The 14,773-nt window shown below is 72.6% G+C and carries 14 protein-coding genes; 12 read left to right on the top strand and 2 right to left on the bottom strand.

Annotated elements, in window-relative coordinates; genetic code table 11:
- Window positions 1–18: 18 nt before the first annotated feature.
- The 10 genes from Sdagh_RS16915 to Sdagh_RS16870 all read left to right on the top strand — a co-directional run bounded on the left by Sdagh_RS16915 (window position 19) and on the right by Sdagh_RS16870 (window position 8,949).
- On the top strand, window positions 19–1,470 hold the full coding sequence (locus Sdagh_RS16915; RefSeq protein WP_189423093.1) for a menaquinone biosynthesis decarboxylase: 1,452 nt from the start codon (window positions 19–21) through the stop codon (window positions 1,468–1,470).
- Window positions 1,467–2,372 (top strand): menaquinone biosynthesis prenyltransferase MqnP, encoded by a 906-nt coding sequence (mqnP, locus tag Sdagh_RS16910; RefSeq protein WP_189423095.1) that lies wholly within the window; start codon window positions 1,467–1,469, stop codon window positions 2,370–2,372. The genes Sdagh_RS16915 and mqnP overlap by 4 nt, the downstream gene beginning before the upstream one ends.
- Window positions 2,373–2,418: 46 nt before the next feature.
- On the top strand, window positions 2,419–2,853 hold the full coding sequence (locus Sdagh_RS16905; protein WP_226535222.1) for a Uma2 family endonuclease: 435 nt from the start codon (window positions 2,419–2,421) through the stop codon (window positions 2,851–2,853).
- A 169-nt stretch (window positions 2,854–3,022) separates the two neighbouring features.
- Window positions 3,023–3,700, top strand: a complete 678-nt coding sequence (locus Sdagh_RS16900; RefSeq protein WP_494485929.1) for a UbiX family flavin prenyltransferase — start codon at window positions 3,023–3,025, stop codon at window positions 3,698–3,700.
- 87 nt (window positions 3,701–3,787) lie between these two features.
- Window positions 3,788–4,243, top strand: coding sequence for an Lrp/AsnC family transcriptional regulator (locus Sdagh_RS16895; protein ID WP_189423099.1), 456 nt, complete (start codon window positions 3,788–3,790; stop codon window positions 4,241–4,243).
- Window positions 4,244–4,292: 49 nt separating this feature from the next.
- On the top strand, window positions 4,293–5,456 hold the full coding sequence (gene mqnE / locus Sdagh_RS16890) for an aminofutalosine synthase MqnE (RefSeq protein ID WP_190077921.1): 1,164 nt from the start codon (window positions 4,293–4,295) through the stop codon (window positions 5,454–5,456).
- A gap of 106 nt (window positions 5,457–5,562) precedes the next feature.
- Complete coding sequence (locus Sdagh_RS16885; protein ID WP_189423103.1) at window positions 5,563–6,087, top strand: GNAT family N-acetyltransferase; 525 nt, start codon at window positions 5,563–5,565, stop codon at window positions 6,085–6,087.
- 119 nt (window positions 6,088–6,206) lie between these two features.
- Window positions 6,207–6,506, top strand: coding sequence for a DUF4229 domain-containing protein (locus Sdagh_RS16880; RefSeq protein WP_190077922.1), 300 nt, complete (start codon window positions 6,207–6,209; stop codon window positions 6,504–6,506).
- A 312-nt stretch (window positions 6,507–6,818) separates the two neighbouring features.
- Window positions 6,819–8,141 carry a dicarboxylate/amino acid:cation symporter gene (locus tag Sdagh_RS16875; protein WP_189423107.1) on the top strand — a complete coding sequence of 441 codons (1,323 nt, stop codon included), beginning with the start codon at window positions 6,819–6,821 and terminating at the stop codon, window positions 8,139–8,141.
- 88 nt (window positions 8,142–8,229) lie between these two features.
- On the top strand, window positions 8,230–8,949 hold the full coding sequence (locus Sdagh_RS16870; protein ID WP_189423109.1) for a TetR/AcrR family transcriptional regulator: 720 nt from the start codon (window positions 8,230–8,232) through the stop codon (window positions 8,947–8,949).
- On the opposite strand, the gene Sdagh_RS16865 is transcribed toward Sdagh_RS16870, so the two are convergent.
- Entirely contained in the window at window positions 8,937–9,929 is a 993-nt protein-coding gene (locus tag Sdagh_RS16865) for a MaoC/PaaZ C-terminal domain-containing protein (RefSeq protein WP_190077923.1), read from the bottom strand. The two genes, Sdagh_RS16870 and Sdagh_RS16865, sit on opposite strands and share 13 nt — an antisense overlap.
- A 1-nt stretch (window position 9,930) precedes the next feature.
- The gene (locus Sdagh_RS16860; RefSeq protein ID WP_190077924.1) at window positions 9,931–11,229 is read right to left on the bottom strand and encodes a 3-oxoacyl-ACP reductase; all 1,299 of its coding nucleotides are present in this window, start codon (window positions 11,227–11,229) and stop codon (window positions 9,931–9,933) included.
- Window positions 11,230–11,323: 94 nt separating this feature from the next.
- Between Sdagh_RS16860 and Sdagh_RS16855 the strand changes: the two genes are divergently transcribed.
- Together Sdagh_RS16855 and Sdagh_RS16850 are read left to right on the top strand one after the other, a co-directional pair.
- Complete coding sequence (locus Sdagh_RS16855) at window positions 11,324–12,610, top strand: acetyl-CoA C-acetyltransferase (RefSeq protein ID WP_189423114.1); 1,287 nt, start codon at window positions 11,324–11,326, stop codon at window positions 12,608–12,610.
- Window positions 12,611–12,847: 237 nt separating this feature from the next.
- The gene (locus tag Sdagh_RS16850; RefSeq protein ID WP_189423115.1) at window positions 12,848–14,773 is read left to right on the top strand and encodes an AMP-dependent synthetase/ligase; all 1,926 of its coding nucleotides are present in this window, start codon (window positions 12,848–12,850) and stop codon (window positions 14,771–14,773) included.

Here is a 14,773-nt window from a genome sequence, read left to right as displayed (position 1 = left end):
TCGGGGATACTGGACGGCATGGCTTACGACGATCTCCGCTCCCTGCTCCGGGCACTGGAACGCGAGGGCGACCTCAAGCGTGTCAAGGCCGAGGTCGATCCCCACCTGGAGGTCGGTGAGATCGTCGACCGCGTCAACAAGGCGGGGGGCCCGGCCCTGCTCTTCGAGAACGTCAAGGGCTCCGACATGCCGCTGGCGATGAACGTCTTCGGCACCGACCGCCGCCTGCTGAAGGCGCTCGGCCTGACGTCGTACGGCGACATCTCCGACAAGATCGGCGGGCTGCTGAAGCCCGAGCTGCCGCACGGGTTCGTCGGGGTGCGCGAGGCGTTCGGCAAGCTCGGCTCGATGACGCACGTACCGCCGAAGAAGGTCAGGGAGGCGCCGGTGCAGGAGGTCGTGCTGCGCGGTGACGACGTCGACCTCGACCGGCTGCCGGCCCTGTTCACCTGGCCCAAGGACGGCGGTTCCTTCTTCAACCTCGGGCTCACCCACACCAAGGACCCCGAGACCGGCGTCCGCAACCTCGGCCTGTACCGCCTCCAGCGCCACGACCGGCGCACCATCGGCATGCACTGGCAGATCCACAAGGACAGCCGGAACCACTACCAGGTGGCCGCCCGGCGCGGCGAGCGCCTGCCGGTCGCCATCGCCTTCGGCTGTCCGCCCGCCGTGACGTACGCCTCGACCGCCCCGCTCCCCGGAGACATCGACGAGTACCTGTTCGCCGGGTTCCTCCAGGGCAAGCGGATCGAGATGGTCGACTGCAAGACCGTGCCGCTCCAGGTGCCGGCCCACGCCGAGGTCGTTCTGGAGGGCTGGCTGGAGCCCGGCGAGACGCTCCCCGAGGGGCCGTTCGGCGATCACACCGGCTTCTACACGCCGCAGGAGCCGTTCCCCGCGCTGACCATCGACTGCGTCACCATGCGCCGGCGCCCGCTGCTCCAGTCGATCGTCGTCGGCCGCCCGCCGACCGAGGACGGGCCGCTGGGCCGGGCCACGGAGCGCTTCTTCCTGCCCCTGCTGAAGATCATCGTGCCGGACATCGTGGACTACCACCTCCCGGAGGCGGGCGGTTTCCACAACTGTGCGATCGTGTCCATCGACAAGAAGTACCCCAAACACGCCCAGAAGGTGATGCACGCCATCTGGGGCGCGCACATGATGTCCCTGACCAAGCTGATCGTGGTCGTCGACGCCGACTGCGACGTCCACGACCTGCACGAGGTCGCCTGGCGAGCGCTCGGCAACACGGACTACGCCCGTGACCTCACCGTCGTGGAGGGCCCGGTCGACCATCTCGACCACGCCTCCTACCAGCAGTTCTGGGGCGGCAAGGCGGGCATCGACGCGACGCGGAAGCTGCCCGAGGAGGGGTACACCCGCGACGGGGGCTGGCCGGACATGGTGCTGTCCGACCCGGAGACGGCGGCGAAGGTCGACCGCCGCTGGAAGGAGTACGGACTGTGACGTCGGCTTCCGCCGCGCTTCCGCAGCAGCCGGGGCGCACCAAGGCGTTCCTGCGCCTGGTGATGATCGAGCACTCGGTGTTCGCGCTGCCCTTCGCCTACATCGCCGCGCTGACCGCGATGTACGAGCTGGACGGCAACATCCACTGGGGCCGGCTGCTGCTGGTGACCGTCTGCATGGTGGGCCTGCGCACCTTCGCGATGGCGGTCAACCGGATCATCGACCGCGAGATCGACGCCCGCAACCCGCGCACCGCCCACCGCGAACTGGTCACCGGCGCGATGTCGGTGAAGCACGCCTGGACCGGCGCGATCGTCGCCGTCGTGGTCTTCCTGGGCTCGGCGGCGCTGCTCAACCCGCTCTGCCTCGCCCTCGCGCCCGTCGCGGTGATCCCGATGGTGGTGTACCCGTACGGCAAGCGGTTCACGAACTTCCCGCAGGCCATCCTCGGTCTCGCGCAGGCCATGGGGCCCATCGGCGGCTGGCTCGCCATCACCGGCGAGTGGTCCTGGGAGGCGGTGATCCTCGGTCTCGCGGTCGGCGTCTGGATCGGCGGCTTCGACCTGATCTACGCCTGCCAGGACGTCGAGACCGACCGGCGGGTCGGCGTCCGCTCGGTGCCGGCCCGGTTCGGCGTCCCGGCCGCGATCTGGGGTGCGCGGGGCTGCCACGCCGTGACGACGGCCCTGTTCGTCTGGTACGCCCTCGCCACCGACGCCGGCGTCTTCTTCTGGCTGGGCCTGCTGATCGTCGCGGGCGCTTTCGTCTACGAGCACACCATCGTCCGCCCGAACGACCTCTCCCGCCTCAACCGCGCGTTCTTCAGCGTCAACGGCTTCATCGGCATCGCCCTGTTCGTGTGCGCGCTGCTGGACCTGCTCGTGCGGGGTCTGACCGTCTGAGTACGGTGCGGCCTGCCATCGGGAGCAGGATCCCGGGGAGGCCGCCGTGACCGTCTCGGACCTTGACCGCCTGCGCTCGCGGCTCGGCAGGCTGGAGGACCTGTTCCCCGGCTGTCACACGGAGATGATCGGGGGCAGCCTCATGAGGAACCCGGTCAGGCCGTTCCCCGGGAGGACGATCACGCGGCTTCGGGCCGACCTGGAGGCCCGACCGCCCTCCGGCTGGAGCCTTGTCACCGGCGTCGCCTTCGTGTTCGACCGGGAGAACGAGTTCTGCCCCGGCCTGGCGGTGATTCCGGCCGAGGCCGAGGCCGAGGACAGCGGCTCGTACCAGCCCGGCCTCATCGAGTTCGTGGCCGGGGTGGTGTCGCCGGGCGGCATCCGCCGCGACCACGACGTGAAACCCCTCCGGTACGCCTCGCGCGGCATCGCCGACCACCTGGTCCTCGACCCGCCGCGCGGACGGGTCGTGACCATGTAGAACCCCGGACCCGGCGGATACCGCGGCCGCGACACCCTGCGCTACGGCCCGGACCTGATCGTCGACTCCCCCCTCGGAAAGCTGACCGTCCGCACCAGCCACCTCCCCGTGGACCCCGAGGCGCCGGACCGGTCCTGAGGTCTGCCCCGTCCACCGGTAGGCTCAAGATGTGAACCCAGGACATTCGCAGCGCGTGCCTTGGATCGTGGGGGTGTCCGGGGCGTCCGGCACTCCGTATGCCGCCTCGGTGCTGCGTGCGCTGCTCGACGCCGGCGAGAGTGTCGACCTGGTGGTCAGCCGGGCCTCGCGGCTCACCCTGCTCGACGAGACCGGCATCTCCTTCCGGGATGCCCACTGGCGCGACGACCTGCGGGAATGGCTGGGGCGCGGAGCCGACGGCAAGCCCGGCGCGTTCACCGCCGACCTGGACCGGGTGCGGTACTGGAACGCCGGGGACCTGGCCGCGGGGCCGTCCTCCGGGTCGTACCCCGCCCGGGGCATGCTGATCGTGCCCGCGTCGACGGCGTGCGTCGCCGGGGTGGCGCTCGGGCTGTCGAAGGACCTGTTGCAGCGTGCCGCGAGCGTCACCCTGAAGGAGGGGCGCACGCTGGTCGTGGCCGTCCGGGAGACCCCGTTGGACGGCCGTACGCTGCGGCACCTGGTGGCCCTGGACGACGCGGGCGCCGCCGTGGTGCCCGCCTCCCCGGCCTTCTACGCGGGCGCCACCCACATCCAGGACCTGGTGGACTTCGTCGCCGGCCGGGTGCTCGACGCGGCGGGGGTGCCGCACCGCCTGTACCGCCGCTGGGCGGGCGAACTCGGCGGAGGCTCCCGCACGACCCCTTGATCACCCTTGATCGCCCCTGATCTCTCCTGAGGCCCCACCCTCATCCCCCCCGGAACTGAACTCATCTCTATCGGAAGGCTTCGATCCATGGACGCGGTGGACAGGCAGCTCATCCAGGCCCTGCGGGAGAACGGCCGGGCCTCCTACGCCGAGCTGGGACGCCTCGTCGGACTGTCGGGACCCAGCGTCACCGACCGCATCAACCGCCTGGAGGCGGCCGGCGTCATCACCGGCTACCGGGCCACGGTGGACGCCGCCTCGCTCGGCCTCGGCGCCGTCGCCCTGATCGGCATCTCCCTCTCCGACGCCGCCGACCACGAGGACGTGGCCCAGCGGCTGAAGGAACTGCGGGAGATCGAGGACTGCTGGTTCATCGCCGGCGACGACTCCTACATGCTCAAGGTGCGCGCGACCGACGTGGACGGGCTGGAGCGGATCATCCGCCGGCTCTCCGGCACCAAGGGCGTCTCCCGGACCCGTACCACCGTCGTGCTCTCCACCAAGTGGGAGAACCGGGTGGGGGAACTGCCGGACGAGGTCTAGCCGGACGGCAGGCGTACCGTTGGTCGAGTTGTCGAGGAAAGGTGTGGGTATGGACGCCGGGCTCAAGCGCGAGCTGGAGGAGAAGGTCCGTGCCGGTGAGCGGCTGACCCGTGAGGACGGCATCGCGCTGTACGAGTCGGACGATCTGGCCTGGCTCGGCGGACTCGCGCACGAGGTGCGGACGCGGAAGAACGGCGATGTCGTCCACTTCAACGTCAACCGCCACCTCAACATGACCAATGTGTGTACGGCGTCCTGCGCGTACTGCTCCTTCCAGCGCAAGCCGGGGGAGAAGGACGCGTACACGATGCGCATCGAGGAGGCGGTCAAGCTCGCCAAGGAGATGGAGAGCGAGAACCTCACCGAGCTGCACATCGTCAACGGGCTGCACCCGAACCTGCCGTGGCGGTACTACCCGCGCTCGCTGCGCGAGCTGAAGGCCGCGCTGCCGCACGTGTCGCTGAAGGCGTTCACGGCGACCGAGATCCACCACTTCGAGACCATCTCCGGCATGTCGGCCTCCGACATCCTGGACGAACTGATCGACGCGGGCCTCGAGTCGCTGACCGGCGGCGGCGCCGAGATCTTCGACTGGGAGGTCCGGCAGCACATCGTGGACCACCGCACCCACTGGGAGGACTGGTCCCGCATCCACCGGCTGGCGCACGAGAAGGGGCTCAAGACCCCGTGCACCATGCTGTACGGCCACATCGAGGAGCCCCGCCACCGCGTCGACCACGTGCTGCGGCTGCGGGAACTCCAGGACGAGACCGGCGGTTTCCAGGTCTTCATCCCGCTGCGCTACCAGCACGACTTCGTCGACCTGAAGGACGGCAAGGTCAGGAACCGGCTCCAGGCGCGGACGCAGATGGCGACCGGCGCGGAGGCGCTGAAGACGTTCGCGGTGTCGCGGCTGCTGTTCGACAACGTGCCGCACGTGAAGGTCTTCTGGGTGATGCACGGCGTGCAGACCGCGCAGCTCGCCCTCCAGCACGGCGCCGACGACATGGACGGGTCGGTGGTCGAGTACAAGATCACCCATGACGCGGACAACTACGGCACGCCGAACAAGCTGACCCGCGAGGACCTGCTCGACCTGATCCGGGACGCCGGGTTCCGGCCGGTGGAGCGGAACACCCGGTACGAGATCATCCGGGAGTTCGACGGCCCCGACCCCGCGCGGCGGGACGCGCCGCAGCCGATGCGGATCTGAACCCCGGGGTGCGCCGCCGGGTGCGGGTGGTTCGTGGCCCGTCGCGCGGCTCCCCGCGCCCCCACGACAGGGATGAGAAGGGCGGGGTAATGGTTACCATCGTCCCGTGCCTCTTACCTTCACCCTCGACCCGGCCGTCACCCCCGCCCTGCGCGACGGCATCCTCGACCTCTGGGCGGACGTGACCAACGCGGGCGGCTCCGTGGGCTTCGTGCCCCCGGTGTCGCGGGAGACGGTCCGCCCCGAACTGGTCAAGCACCTCGTCGCCATGGCCGAGGGCCGCACCCGGCTGCTGGTCGGCCTCGACGAGGAGGGCCGGGTGGCCGCCACCGCGTTCCTCGCCCTCAACACCCACCGGCTGATGACCCACTGGCTGTGGCTCTACACCGTCATGGTCCACCCGCGTCACCAGGGCCGCGGGTACGGCCGCGACCTGCTGGCCGCCGCCGCGGACGCGGCCCGCTCCCTCGACGGCATCGAGGCGATACGCCTCACCTGCCGGGGCGGCCTCGGCCTGGAGCGGTTCTACGCTTCCTGTGGTTACAAGGAGGTCGGCCGCGTCCCCGGCGCGATCCGGGTGGCCCCCGGTGACGACCGCGACGACGTCGTCATGCTGCTGCCGCTGACCTGACGCCCGGACCCCCGGCCGGTGCCCGCGACCGGCTGCCGTACCCCCGCTGCCGTACCGGTGTCCCGGCGTGCTTCACTGGGCGGTGCCTCTTTGTGCCGGAAACGGAAGTGTGGATTGAGATGCTCCGCTACACGCTGATGCGCCTCGGGATCTTCGTGGGCTGCCTCGTGGTCGTCTGGGGCCTCGTCTACGCCGGGGTCTTCCCCAGCGGACTCGGTGACTCCAACGGCATGTGGATCATCCTGCTCGCCCTGGTGATCTCGGCCCCGATCAGCTTCGTCGTGCTGCGTGGCGAGCGCGACCGGGCCTCCGTGCAGGTGGTGAACAAGGTCGACCGCATGAAGGCCAACCTGGAGGCCAACCGCAGCCAGGAGGACCGCGCCGACGACGCCACCCGCGCCCAGGGCCAGACCTCGTAGGACGCACGGACCCCGCGCAGCGCCCCGGTGATCGCCGGGGCGCTTTGCGTTGTGCGGGGAAGGAAGACCGGAAACCTCTCAAAGTCAGGCTATGGGCCTCTCAAAGCGTTGGTGTTAAAGTCGTGTGCATGAAGTCAGCAGCCGCGCCCTCTCTCCCCGCGAGCGTCCCGCTCGTGGCGCGTCTGCACGTGGACCTCTGCCGGTGCGCGTCCGCAAGCTGTCGCCCCTGACGTCCCCTCCTGCCTTCCCTGTCTCTCCCTGTCTTTCTTCCGTGACGTCGGTCCAGCGCGTCCCGTCCCCCTTCAACGGAGCATGTCCGTGTCCTCACTGACCAAGAAGTCCTTCAAGGTGCCCTTCTGGGCCCAGATAATCGCCGGTCTCGTCCTGGGCGTGCTGCTCGGCTGGCTCGCCCGCAGCCAGGACGTCTCCTGGCTGGTCACGACCCTGGAGAAGATCGGCAGCATCTTCATCGGGCTGCTGAAGCTGGCCGTCGCCCCGCTGGTCTTCTTCGCGATCCTGGTCTCGATCACCAACCTCAGGAAGGTCAACAACGCGGCCCGCCTCGCGTCCCGCACCCTCCTCTGGTTCATGATCACGTCGCTGATCGCGGTCGCCATCGGCCTCGTCATCGGCCTGGTCACCAACCCGGGCGCCGGCACCGGCCTCACGCCGAAGGACGGGGCCAAGCCCGACCACACCGGCTCCTGGCTGGACTTCCTCACCGGCATCGTGCCGACCGACGTGATCACGCCGTTCACCGAGCTGAACGTGCTCCAGATCGTCTTCATGGCCGCCGTCGCCGGCATCGCCGCCCTCCAGCTCGGCGACAAGGCCAAGCCGATCCTCACCCTGAGCGAGTCCGTCCTCGAACTCCTCCAGAAGGCCCTGTGGTGGGTCATCCGCCTCGCCCCGCTGGGCACCGTCGGCCTGATCGGCAACGCCATCGCGACCTACGGCTGGGACCTGATCGGCAAGTACGCGACCTTCACCGCCGACATCTACGTCGGCTGCGCGATCGTCCTCTTCGTGGTCTACCCGGCGCTGCTCGCGGGCGTCGCCAAGGCCAACCCGCTGCAGTTCTTCAAGGGCGCCTGGCCCGCGATCCAGCTCGCCTTCGTCTCCCGCTCCTCGGTCGGCACCATGCCGCTGACGCAGAAGGTCACCGAGCGGCTCGGCGTGCCGAAGGAGTACGCGTCCTTCGCGGTGCCGTTCGGCGCGACGACGAAGATGGACGGCTGCGCCGCGATCTACCCCGCGATCGCCGCGATCTTCGTCGCCCAGATCTTCGACATCCAGCTCAACATCGGCGACTACCTGCTCATCGCCTTCGTCTCGGTGGTCGGCTCCGCCGCCACGGCCGGTCTCACCGGCGCGACGGTGATGCTGACGCTCACCCTGTCCACGCTGGGCCTGCCCATGGAGGGCGTCGGCCTGCTCCTCGCGATCGACCCGATCCTGGACATGATGCGCACCGCCACCAACGTGGCCGGCCAGGCCCTGGTCCCGGTCATCGTCTCCGCCCGCGAGGGCCTGCTCGACCGCACGGCCTACGACACGGCGCACAGCTCCCCGATCGACGAGCCGGAGCCGCGCGACCGCGACCGCGAGCAGGAGCGGGTGCCGGCCGCCGCGTAGCGGGACGGCGACGGCGCGCAGGGAGTGCGGGGAGTACGGAGCGTACGGCCCGGCCGGGGACGACCGGCCGGGCCGTACGCTGATGTGCATGGGTGTGGGTGCGGGCGTGAGCGCGGGTGCGGGTGCGGTGCGGGCCAAGCGGATGCCGAGGGCCGTGCGGGAGCGGCAGATGCTGGACGCCGCCGTGCGCACCTTCGGACAGCGGGGCTACCGGGCCGCGTCGATGGACGACATCGCCGAACTCGCGGGCGTGTCCAAGCCGCTGGTGTACCTGTACCTCAACTCGAAGGAAGACCTCTTCACCGCCGTCATCCGCCGTGAGGCACGGGCCCTGACCGAGGCGATCCGGGCCGGCGTGGGGCCGGCCGGGCTGCCCGCCGACCGCCAGCTCTGGAACGGCCTGCGGGCCTTCTTCACGCACACCGCCCGGCACCCCGACGGCTGGTCGGTGCTGCACCTCCAGGCCCGCACCCACGGTGAGCCGTTCGCCGCGGAGATCGCGGCGCTGCGCGAGGAGATCGTCGCGTTCGTCACGCAGCTGATCGCCGCCGCGGCGCGGGAGGCGCACCGCGACCCCGACCTGCCCGAGCGGGAGGTCGCCGGGCTCGCCGAGGCCCTGGTCGGCGCCGCCGAGTCGCTGGCCGACTGGGCGGGCGCCACGGAGGGCGTCACCGCGCGGCAGGCGGCGGCGACCCTGATGAACTTCGCCTGGGCCGGCCTCGGCGACCTGATGGCGGACCGGCCGTGGACCCCGCCGGAGGAGGAGGCCGGCCCCGCCCCGGCGGAGCCCGCCGCTCAGACCGGCTGAACCTCGCCCGACAGGTGCAGCCGCCCGTCCGGCCCCCGCAGTTCGAACCGCCCGCCCTCCGCGCCGTACGTCACCGTCCCCGGCAGCAGCACGGGCGCCCGGAACTCCGCCCGGACCGTGACCGCCTCGGGTGTGCCGTGCTCGGCCAGGCACCGGGCGACGGTCCACATGCCGTGGGCGATGGCCCGGGGGAAGCCGAACAGCCGGGCGGTGAGCGGATGCAGGTGGATCGGGTTGCGGTCGCCGGACGCGGCCCCGTACCGGCGCCCGAGGTCCCCGCCCGGCCGCCACTCGGCCCGCACGGGCAGCGCGACGCGCCGCTCCCGGCTGCCGCCGTCGCCGTGGCCGTTGCCGGAGGTGTTCCCCGGCACCCGCCCTTCCCGGCCACCGTCGCCGGCCGGTCGCCCGTCCCGTTCCGCCGCGCCGGCGCCGCCGGAAGGGCTCCCCGGTACCCGCCCCTCCCGGCCGCCCCCACGGGAGGGCTTCCCCGACCCGCCGTGCCGCGCCAGGTACGTGCTGCGCGACTCCCACACCACCTCCCCGCCCGACCGCAGCTCCGTGACGACGGCCGCCTCGGTGCCGCGCCGGTGCGGGACCAGCTCCGCGACGTGGACGGCGAGTCCGTACTCCCCGCCGGCCGGCACCGGCGCCCTCCGGGTGACGGCGATCGAGGTGTGGACCAGCCCCAGCAGCGGCAGCGGGAAGTCCCGGCCGCTCATCAGCCGCATCGCCAGCGGAAAGCCCATGACGTGCGGATACGTCACCGGCAGGGTGTCCGCCCCGGTGGCGAAGCCGCACACCCGCTCGTACGCCGCCAGCCGGGCGGGGTCGGCGCGCAGCCGGGGCACGACCAGCCGGGCGCGCGGGAAGTCCGCGTCCGGGCGGGGCCGCTTGAACGGCGAGAGCAGCGCGCCCCGGGCCAGCAGCGGCGGCAGGGCGGGCACGGAGGCCAGGGTGCTGACGGGCGCGGCGGTGGTCATCTCAGGCCCCCAGCAGACTCTGGCCGCAGACCCGGACGACCTGGCCGTTGACCGCGCCCGAGCCCGGGTGGGCGAACCAGGCGGTGGTCTCGGCGACGTCGGCGGGCAGCCCGCCCTGCGCGAGGGAGTTCATCCGGCGCCCGGCCTCGCGGATGAACAGCGGGACCGCCGCCGTCATCCGCGTCTCGATGAAGCCCGGCGCGACCGCGTTGACCGTCACCCCGTGCTCGGCCAGCGCCCGGGGCGCGAGCGCGCGGACCAGGCCGACGATCCCGGCCTTGCTGGCGCCGTAGTTGGTCTGCCCGGCGTTCCCGGCGATCCCGGCGATGGACGCCGTGGCCACGATCCGCCCGCCGGAGTTCAGCGCCCCGGCGGCGAGCAGCGCGTCCGTCGTGCGCAGCACACTGGCGAGGTTGACGTCGAGGACCGAGGCCCAGCGGTCGGCGGGCATGTTGACCAGCCGCCGGTCCCGGGTGATGCCCGCGTTGTGGACGAGGACGTCCAGCCCGTCCGGGACGGCCGCCGCGATCCGCGCACCGGCGTCGGCGGCCGTGATGTCGAGCGCGAGGGCGCTGCCGCCGAGCCGTTCGGCGACCCGCCGGGCGTCCGCCTCGGCCTGCGGCACGTCGAGGACGACCACCCGGGCGCCGTCCCGGGCGAGGGTCTCGGCGACCGCCTCCCCGATGCCGCGCGCCCCGCCGGTCACCAGGGCGGTCCGCCCGGCCAGCGGACGGTCCGGGTCGTCCGGCACGGTGCTCGCACCGGTCCCGTCGCCGGGGCCGACGCCGATGACCTGCCCGCTGACGTAGGCGGACCTGGGGGAGAGCAGGAAACGGAGCGTGGACTCGGCGGCGCGCGCGTCGGTGAGCCGGACCAGGTTGACGGTCCGGCCCCGGCCGATCTCCTTGCCGAGCGAGCGGGTGAAGCCCTCCAGCGCCTGCTGGGCGGCGGCCCGGTGGTGGTCACCGGCGTCGAGCGGGGAGCCGAGCACCACCACCCGTCCGCTCGCGGCGACCGACCGCACCACCGGATGGAGCGCGGCGTGCACCTCGGCCAGCCCGGCCACGTCCCGCACCCCCGTGGCGTCCAGGACGACGGCGGCCGGCCGGTCGGAGGACCCCGCCCGCAGGAACGACAGGTCCAGGCCGGACTTCCCGGCCGTCAGCAGCACGACCTCGCCGTCCAGGCCGGGACGCTCGGGCGACCAGCGCCGCAGCGGGGCCGGCTGCGGCAGGCCGAGCCGCCGGGTCAGGAAACGGCCCGGCGCGGTGCCGGTGAAGCTCAGATAGCGGTCGGCCATGCGTGACTCCCAGCTCCCGGACGGTACCCGTCTGCTTACTCTGGAGTAAGGTTACCGGAGGTAATCCTAGAGTGCGGCGAAGGAGCAGGTCGAGATGAGTCCTCTTGAGCCCCCGCGGGCCCGCCGGGTCGCGGTCGTCGGCGGTACGCGCATCCCGTTCGCCCGCTCCGACGGCCCCTACGCCACCGCCTCCAACCAGCAGATGCTCACCGCCGCCCTGGACGGACTGGCCGAGCGGTACGGCCTCCAGGAGCCCGGCGCGGTGGGGGAGTTCGTGGCCGGTGCGGTCCTCAAGCACAGTCGCGACTTCAACCTCGCCCGCGAGACGGTCCTCGGCTCGGCCCTGGACGCCCGCACCCCCGCCTACGACATCCAGCAGGCGTGCGGCACCGGCCTCCAGGCCGTCGTCGCCGCCGCCAACAAGATCGCCCTCGGGCAGACCGAGTCGGCCGTCGCGGGCGGCGCGGACACCGCGAGCGACGCGCCCCTGGGCGTCAACGACCGGCTGCGGCGCATCCTCCTGGAGGCGCGGCGCGCGAAGTCCGCGGGCGCCCGCGTCAAGGCCCTCGCCCGGGTCCGCCCGGGTCACCTCGTCCCCGACATCCCGCGCAACGCCGAGCCGCGCACCGGTCTGTCGATGGGGGAGCACGCGGCCGTCACCGCCCGCGCCTGGGGCATCACCCGCGAGGCCCAGGACGAACTGGCGGCCGTCAGCCACCAGCGGCTGGCCGCGGCGTACGACCGGGGCTTCTTCGCGGACCTGGTGGTGCCCTTCCGCGGTCTGGAGCGGGACCAGAACCTGCGGCCGGGCTCCACTCCGGAGAAACTGGCCGCGCTCAAGCCGGTGTTCGGCACCGCCGCACCCGGGCCGACCATGACGGCGGGCAACTCCACGCCCCTGACGGACGGTGCCGCGACCGTGCTGCTGGCGAGCGAGGAGTGGGCCGAGGCGCGCGGTCTGGAACCCCTCGCCTATCTGACGGCGTACGAGACGGCGGCCGTGGACTTCCCGCACGGGGACGTCGTGGGCGGTGAGGACGGGCTGCTGATGGCCCCGGCGCACGCGGTCCCCCGGATGCTGGAGCGGGCGGGGCTCGGCATCGAGGACTTCGACCTGGTCGAGATCCACGAGGCGTTCGCCTCCCAGGTGCTGGCCACGCTGGCCGCCTGGGAGAAGCGGGGCCTGGCCCCCGTGGACCGGACCCGGCTGAACGTGGCCGGCTCCTCGCTCGCCACCGGGCACCCCTTCGCGGCGACCGGCGCGCGGATCGTGGCGACCCTGGCCAAGCTGCTGGCCGAACGCGGCGGGCCGGGCCGCGGCCTGATCTCCGTCTGCGCGGCGGGCGGCCAAGGTGTCACGGCCGTACTGGAGCGCCCCTGACCGGCGCCCGAAAGAACTTACTTACCGGTAACACCGCAGGTTGCACAAGCCCGTCCCCGGACCGTCCCGGAACCCGCACGAACTCCCCACGAGTGCCCCGTACGATCTCCAGGCCGACCGCGGGCCGCCACCCGCGGTCCCATCGGTGCCGCGCCGGCGCGACCGGCCGGTGAAACGCCGGCACGTACGTCAGGCGGCCGGGCAGAGCCGCCCCGCCGCACGTTCCAGGAGCCGCCCGTGTCCACTCCGCTTCCCTCCTTCGCCGCGTCCGCCGCCTATGGCGACGCGCCCGGCCCCGTCCTCGTGGAGCCCGAGACACGGCGGCTGGACGGGGTCGTACGGGAGGCGTACGTGCCGCCCCTCGCCCCGCCGGTGCGGCACGGGTCGCTGGCCGACCTGCCGTTCGACAACGCCGCCGCGGTGCCCGGCGCGGTGGTGCTCAGCCGCCGGTCGGCGGACGGGCGGTGGGCCGATGTGACGGCCGCCGAGTTCGCCGCGCAGGTCCAGGCCGTCGCCAAGGGCCTGATGGCCGAGGGCCTGGTGCCCGGCGACCGCCTCGCCGTCATGGCCCGGACGACCTACGAGTGGACCCTGCTCGACTTCGCGGCCTGGGCCGCCGGACTCGTCACCGTCCCGGTGTACCCGACCTCCTCCCTCTTCCAGATCCGCTGGATACTCCAGGACTCCGGCGCGGTCGCCCTGGTCACCGAGACCGTCGCCCAGGCCGCCGCGCTCGGCCCGGAACTCGACCGGCTGCCCGACCTCACCCGCCTGTGGGTGATCGAGAAGGACCATGTGGAGCGGCTCGCGGAGGCGGGCGCCGCAGTACCGGACGCGGAGGTCGGCGTACGGCGCGGCATGCTCGGCCCGGACACCCTCGCCACCCTGGTCTACACCTCCGGCACGACCGGCCGCCCCAAGGGCTGCGCGCTCACCCACGGCAACTTCTTCGCCGAGGTGGACAACGCCATCGAGCTGCTCTACCCGGTCTTCAAGGCCAAGGGCGAGGAACCCTCGATCCTCCTCTTCCTCCCCATGTCCCACGTCTTCGGCCGGATGGTCGCCGTCGCCTGTGTCCGCGCCCGGGTCCGCCTCGGCCACGCCCCCAGCCTGAAACCCGCGGACCTGCTCCCGGACCTCGCCGCGTTCCGGCCGACCTGCCTGCTGACCATCCCTTACATGCTGGAGAAGGTCTACAACAGCGCCCGCGCCAAGGCGGAGACCGGCGGCCGGAGCAGCACCTTCGACCGGGCCGCCGCCACCGCCGTCCGCTACGGCGAGGCCCTGGAGGCCCGCCAGACCGGCACCGGCGGCGGCCCGGGACGCGGCCTGCGGACGGCCCGCGCCTGCTACGACCCGCTGGTCTACCGCAAGATCCGGGCCGCGATGGGCGGCCGGGTCAGGCACGTCATCTGCGGCGGCTCCCCGCTCGGCCGCCGCCTGGCCGCCTTCTACGCCGGCGCCGGCATCGAGATCTACGAGGGGTACGGCCTCACCGAGACGACCGCGGCGGCCACGGTCACGCCCCCGCTGAAGCCGCGCCTGGGCACCGTGGGCTGGCCGCTGCCCGGCACCCGCGTCCGGATCGCCGGCGACGGCGAGATCCTCGTCGCCGGCGGGCAGGTCCTGCACGGCTACTGGGACCCCGGGGCCGGCGGCGTGGTCCCGGCGGCCCCCGACGGCTGGTTCGCCACCGGCGACCTCGGCGCCCTGGACGACGAGGGGTACCTGACCATCACCGGCCGCAAGAAGGAGCTGCTGATCACGGCGGGCGGCAAGAGCGTGGCCCCGGCCCCCCTGGAGAACTGGCTCCGCGCCCACCCGCTGATCTCCCAGTGCCTGGTCCTCGGCGACCGCCGCCCGTACGTCTCCGCCCTGATCACCCTGGACACCGAGGGCGTCACCCACTGGCGCCGGATGAACGGCAAGCACCCGGTGCCGCCGGAGCTGCTGGTCGACGACCCGGAGCTGCGCGCGGTCCTCCAGCGGGCGGTCGACGAGGCCAACAAGCTCGTCTCCCGCCCGGAGTCCATCCGCCGCTTCACCGTCCTGCCCCGCGACTTCACCGAGTGGGAGGGCCACCTCACCCCGTCGATGAAACTCCGCCGGGAGACGATCCTGCGGGACTTCGCGCAGGCGGTGGAGGGGCTGTACGCGGGGTAG

The organism is Streptomyces daghestanicus, from assembly GCF_020521275.1.
Classification (GTDB): Bacteria; Actinomycetota; Actinomycetes; order Streptomycetales; family Streptomycetaceae; genus Streptomyces; species Streptomyces griseoviridis.
The sequence above is the reverse complement of the archived record's forward strand: the minus strand, read 5'-3'. Positions and strand labels throughout refer to the sequence as shown.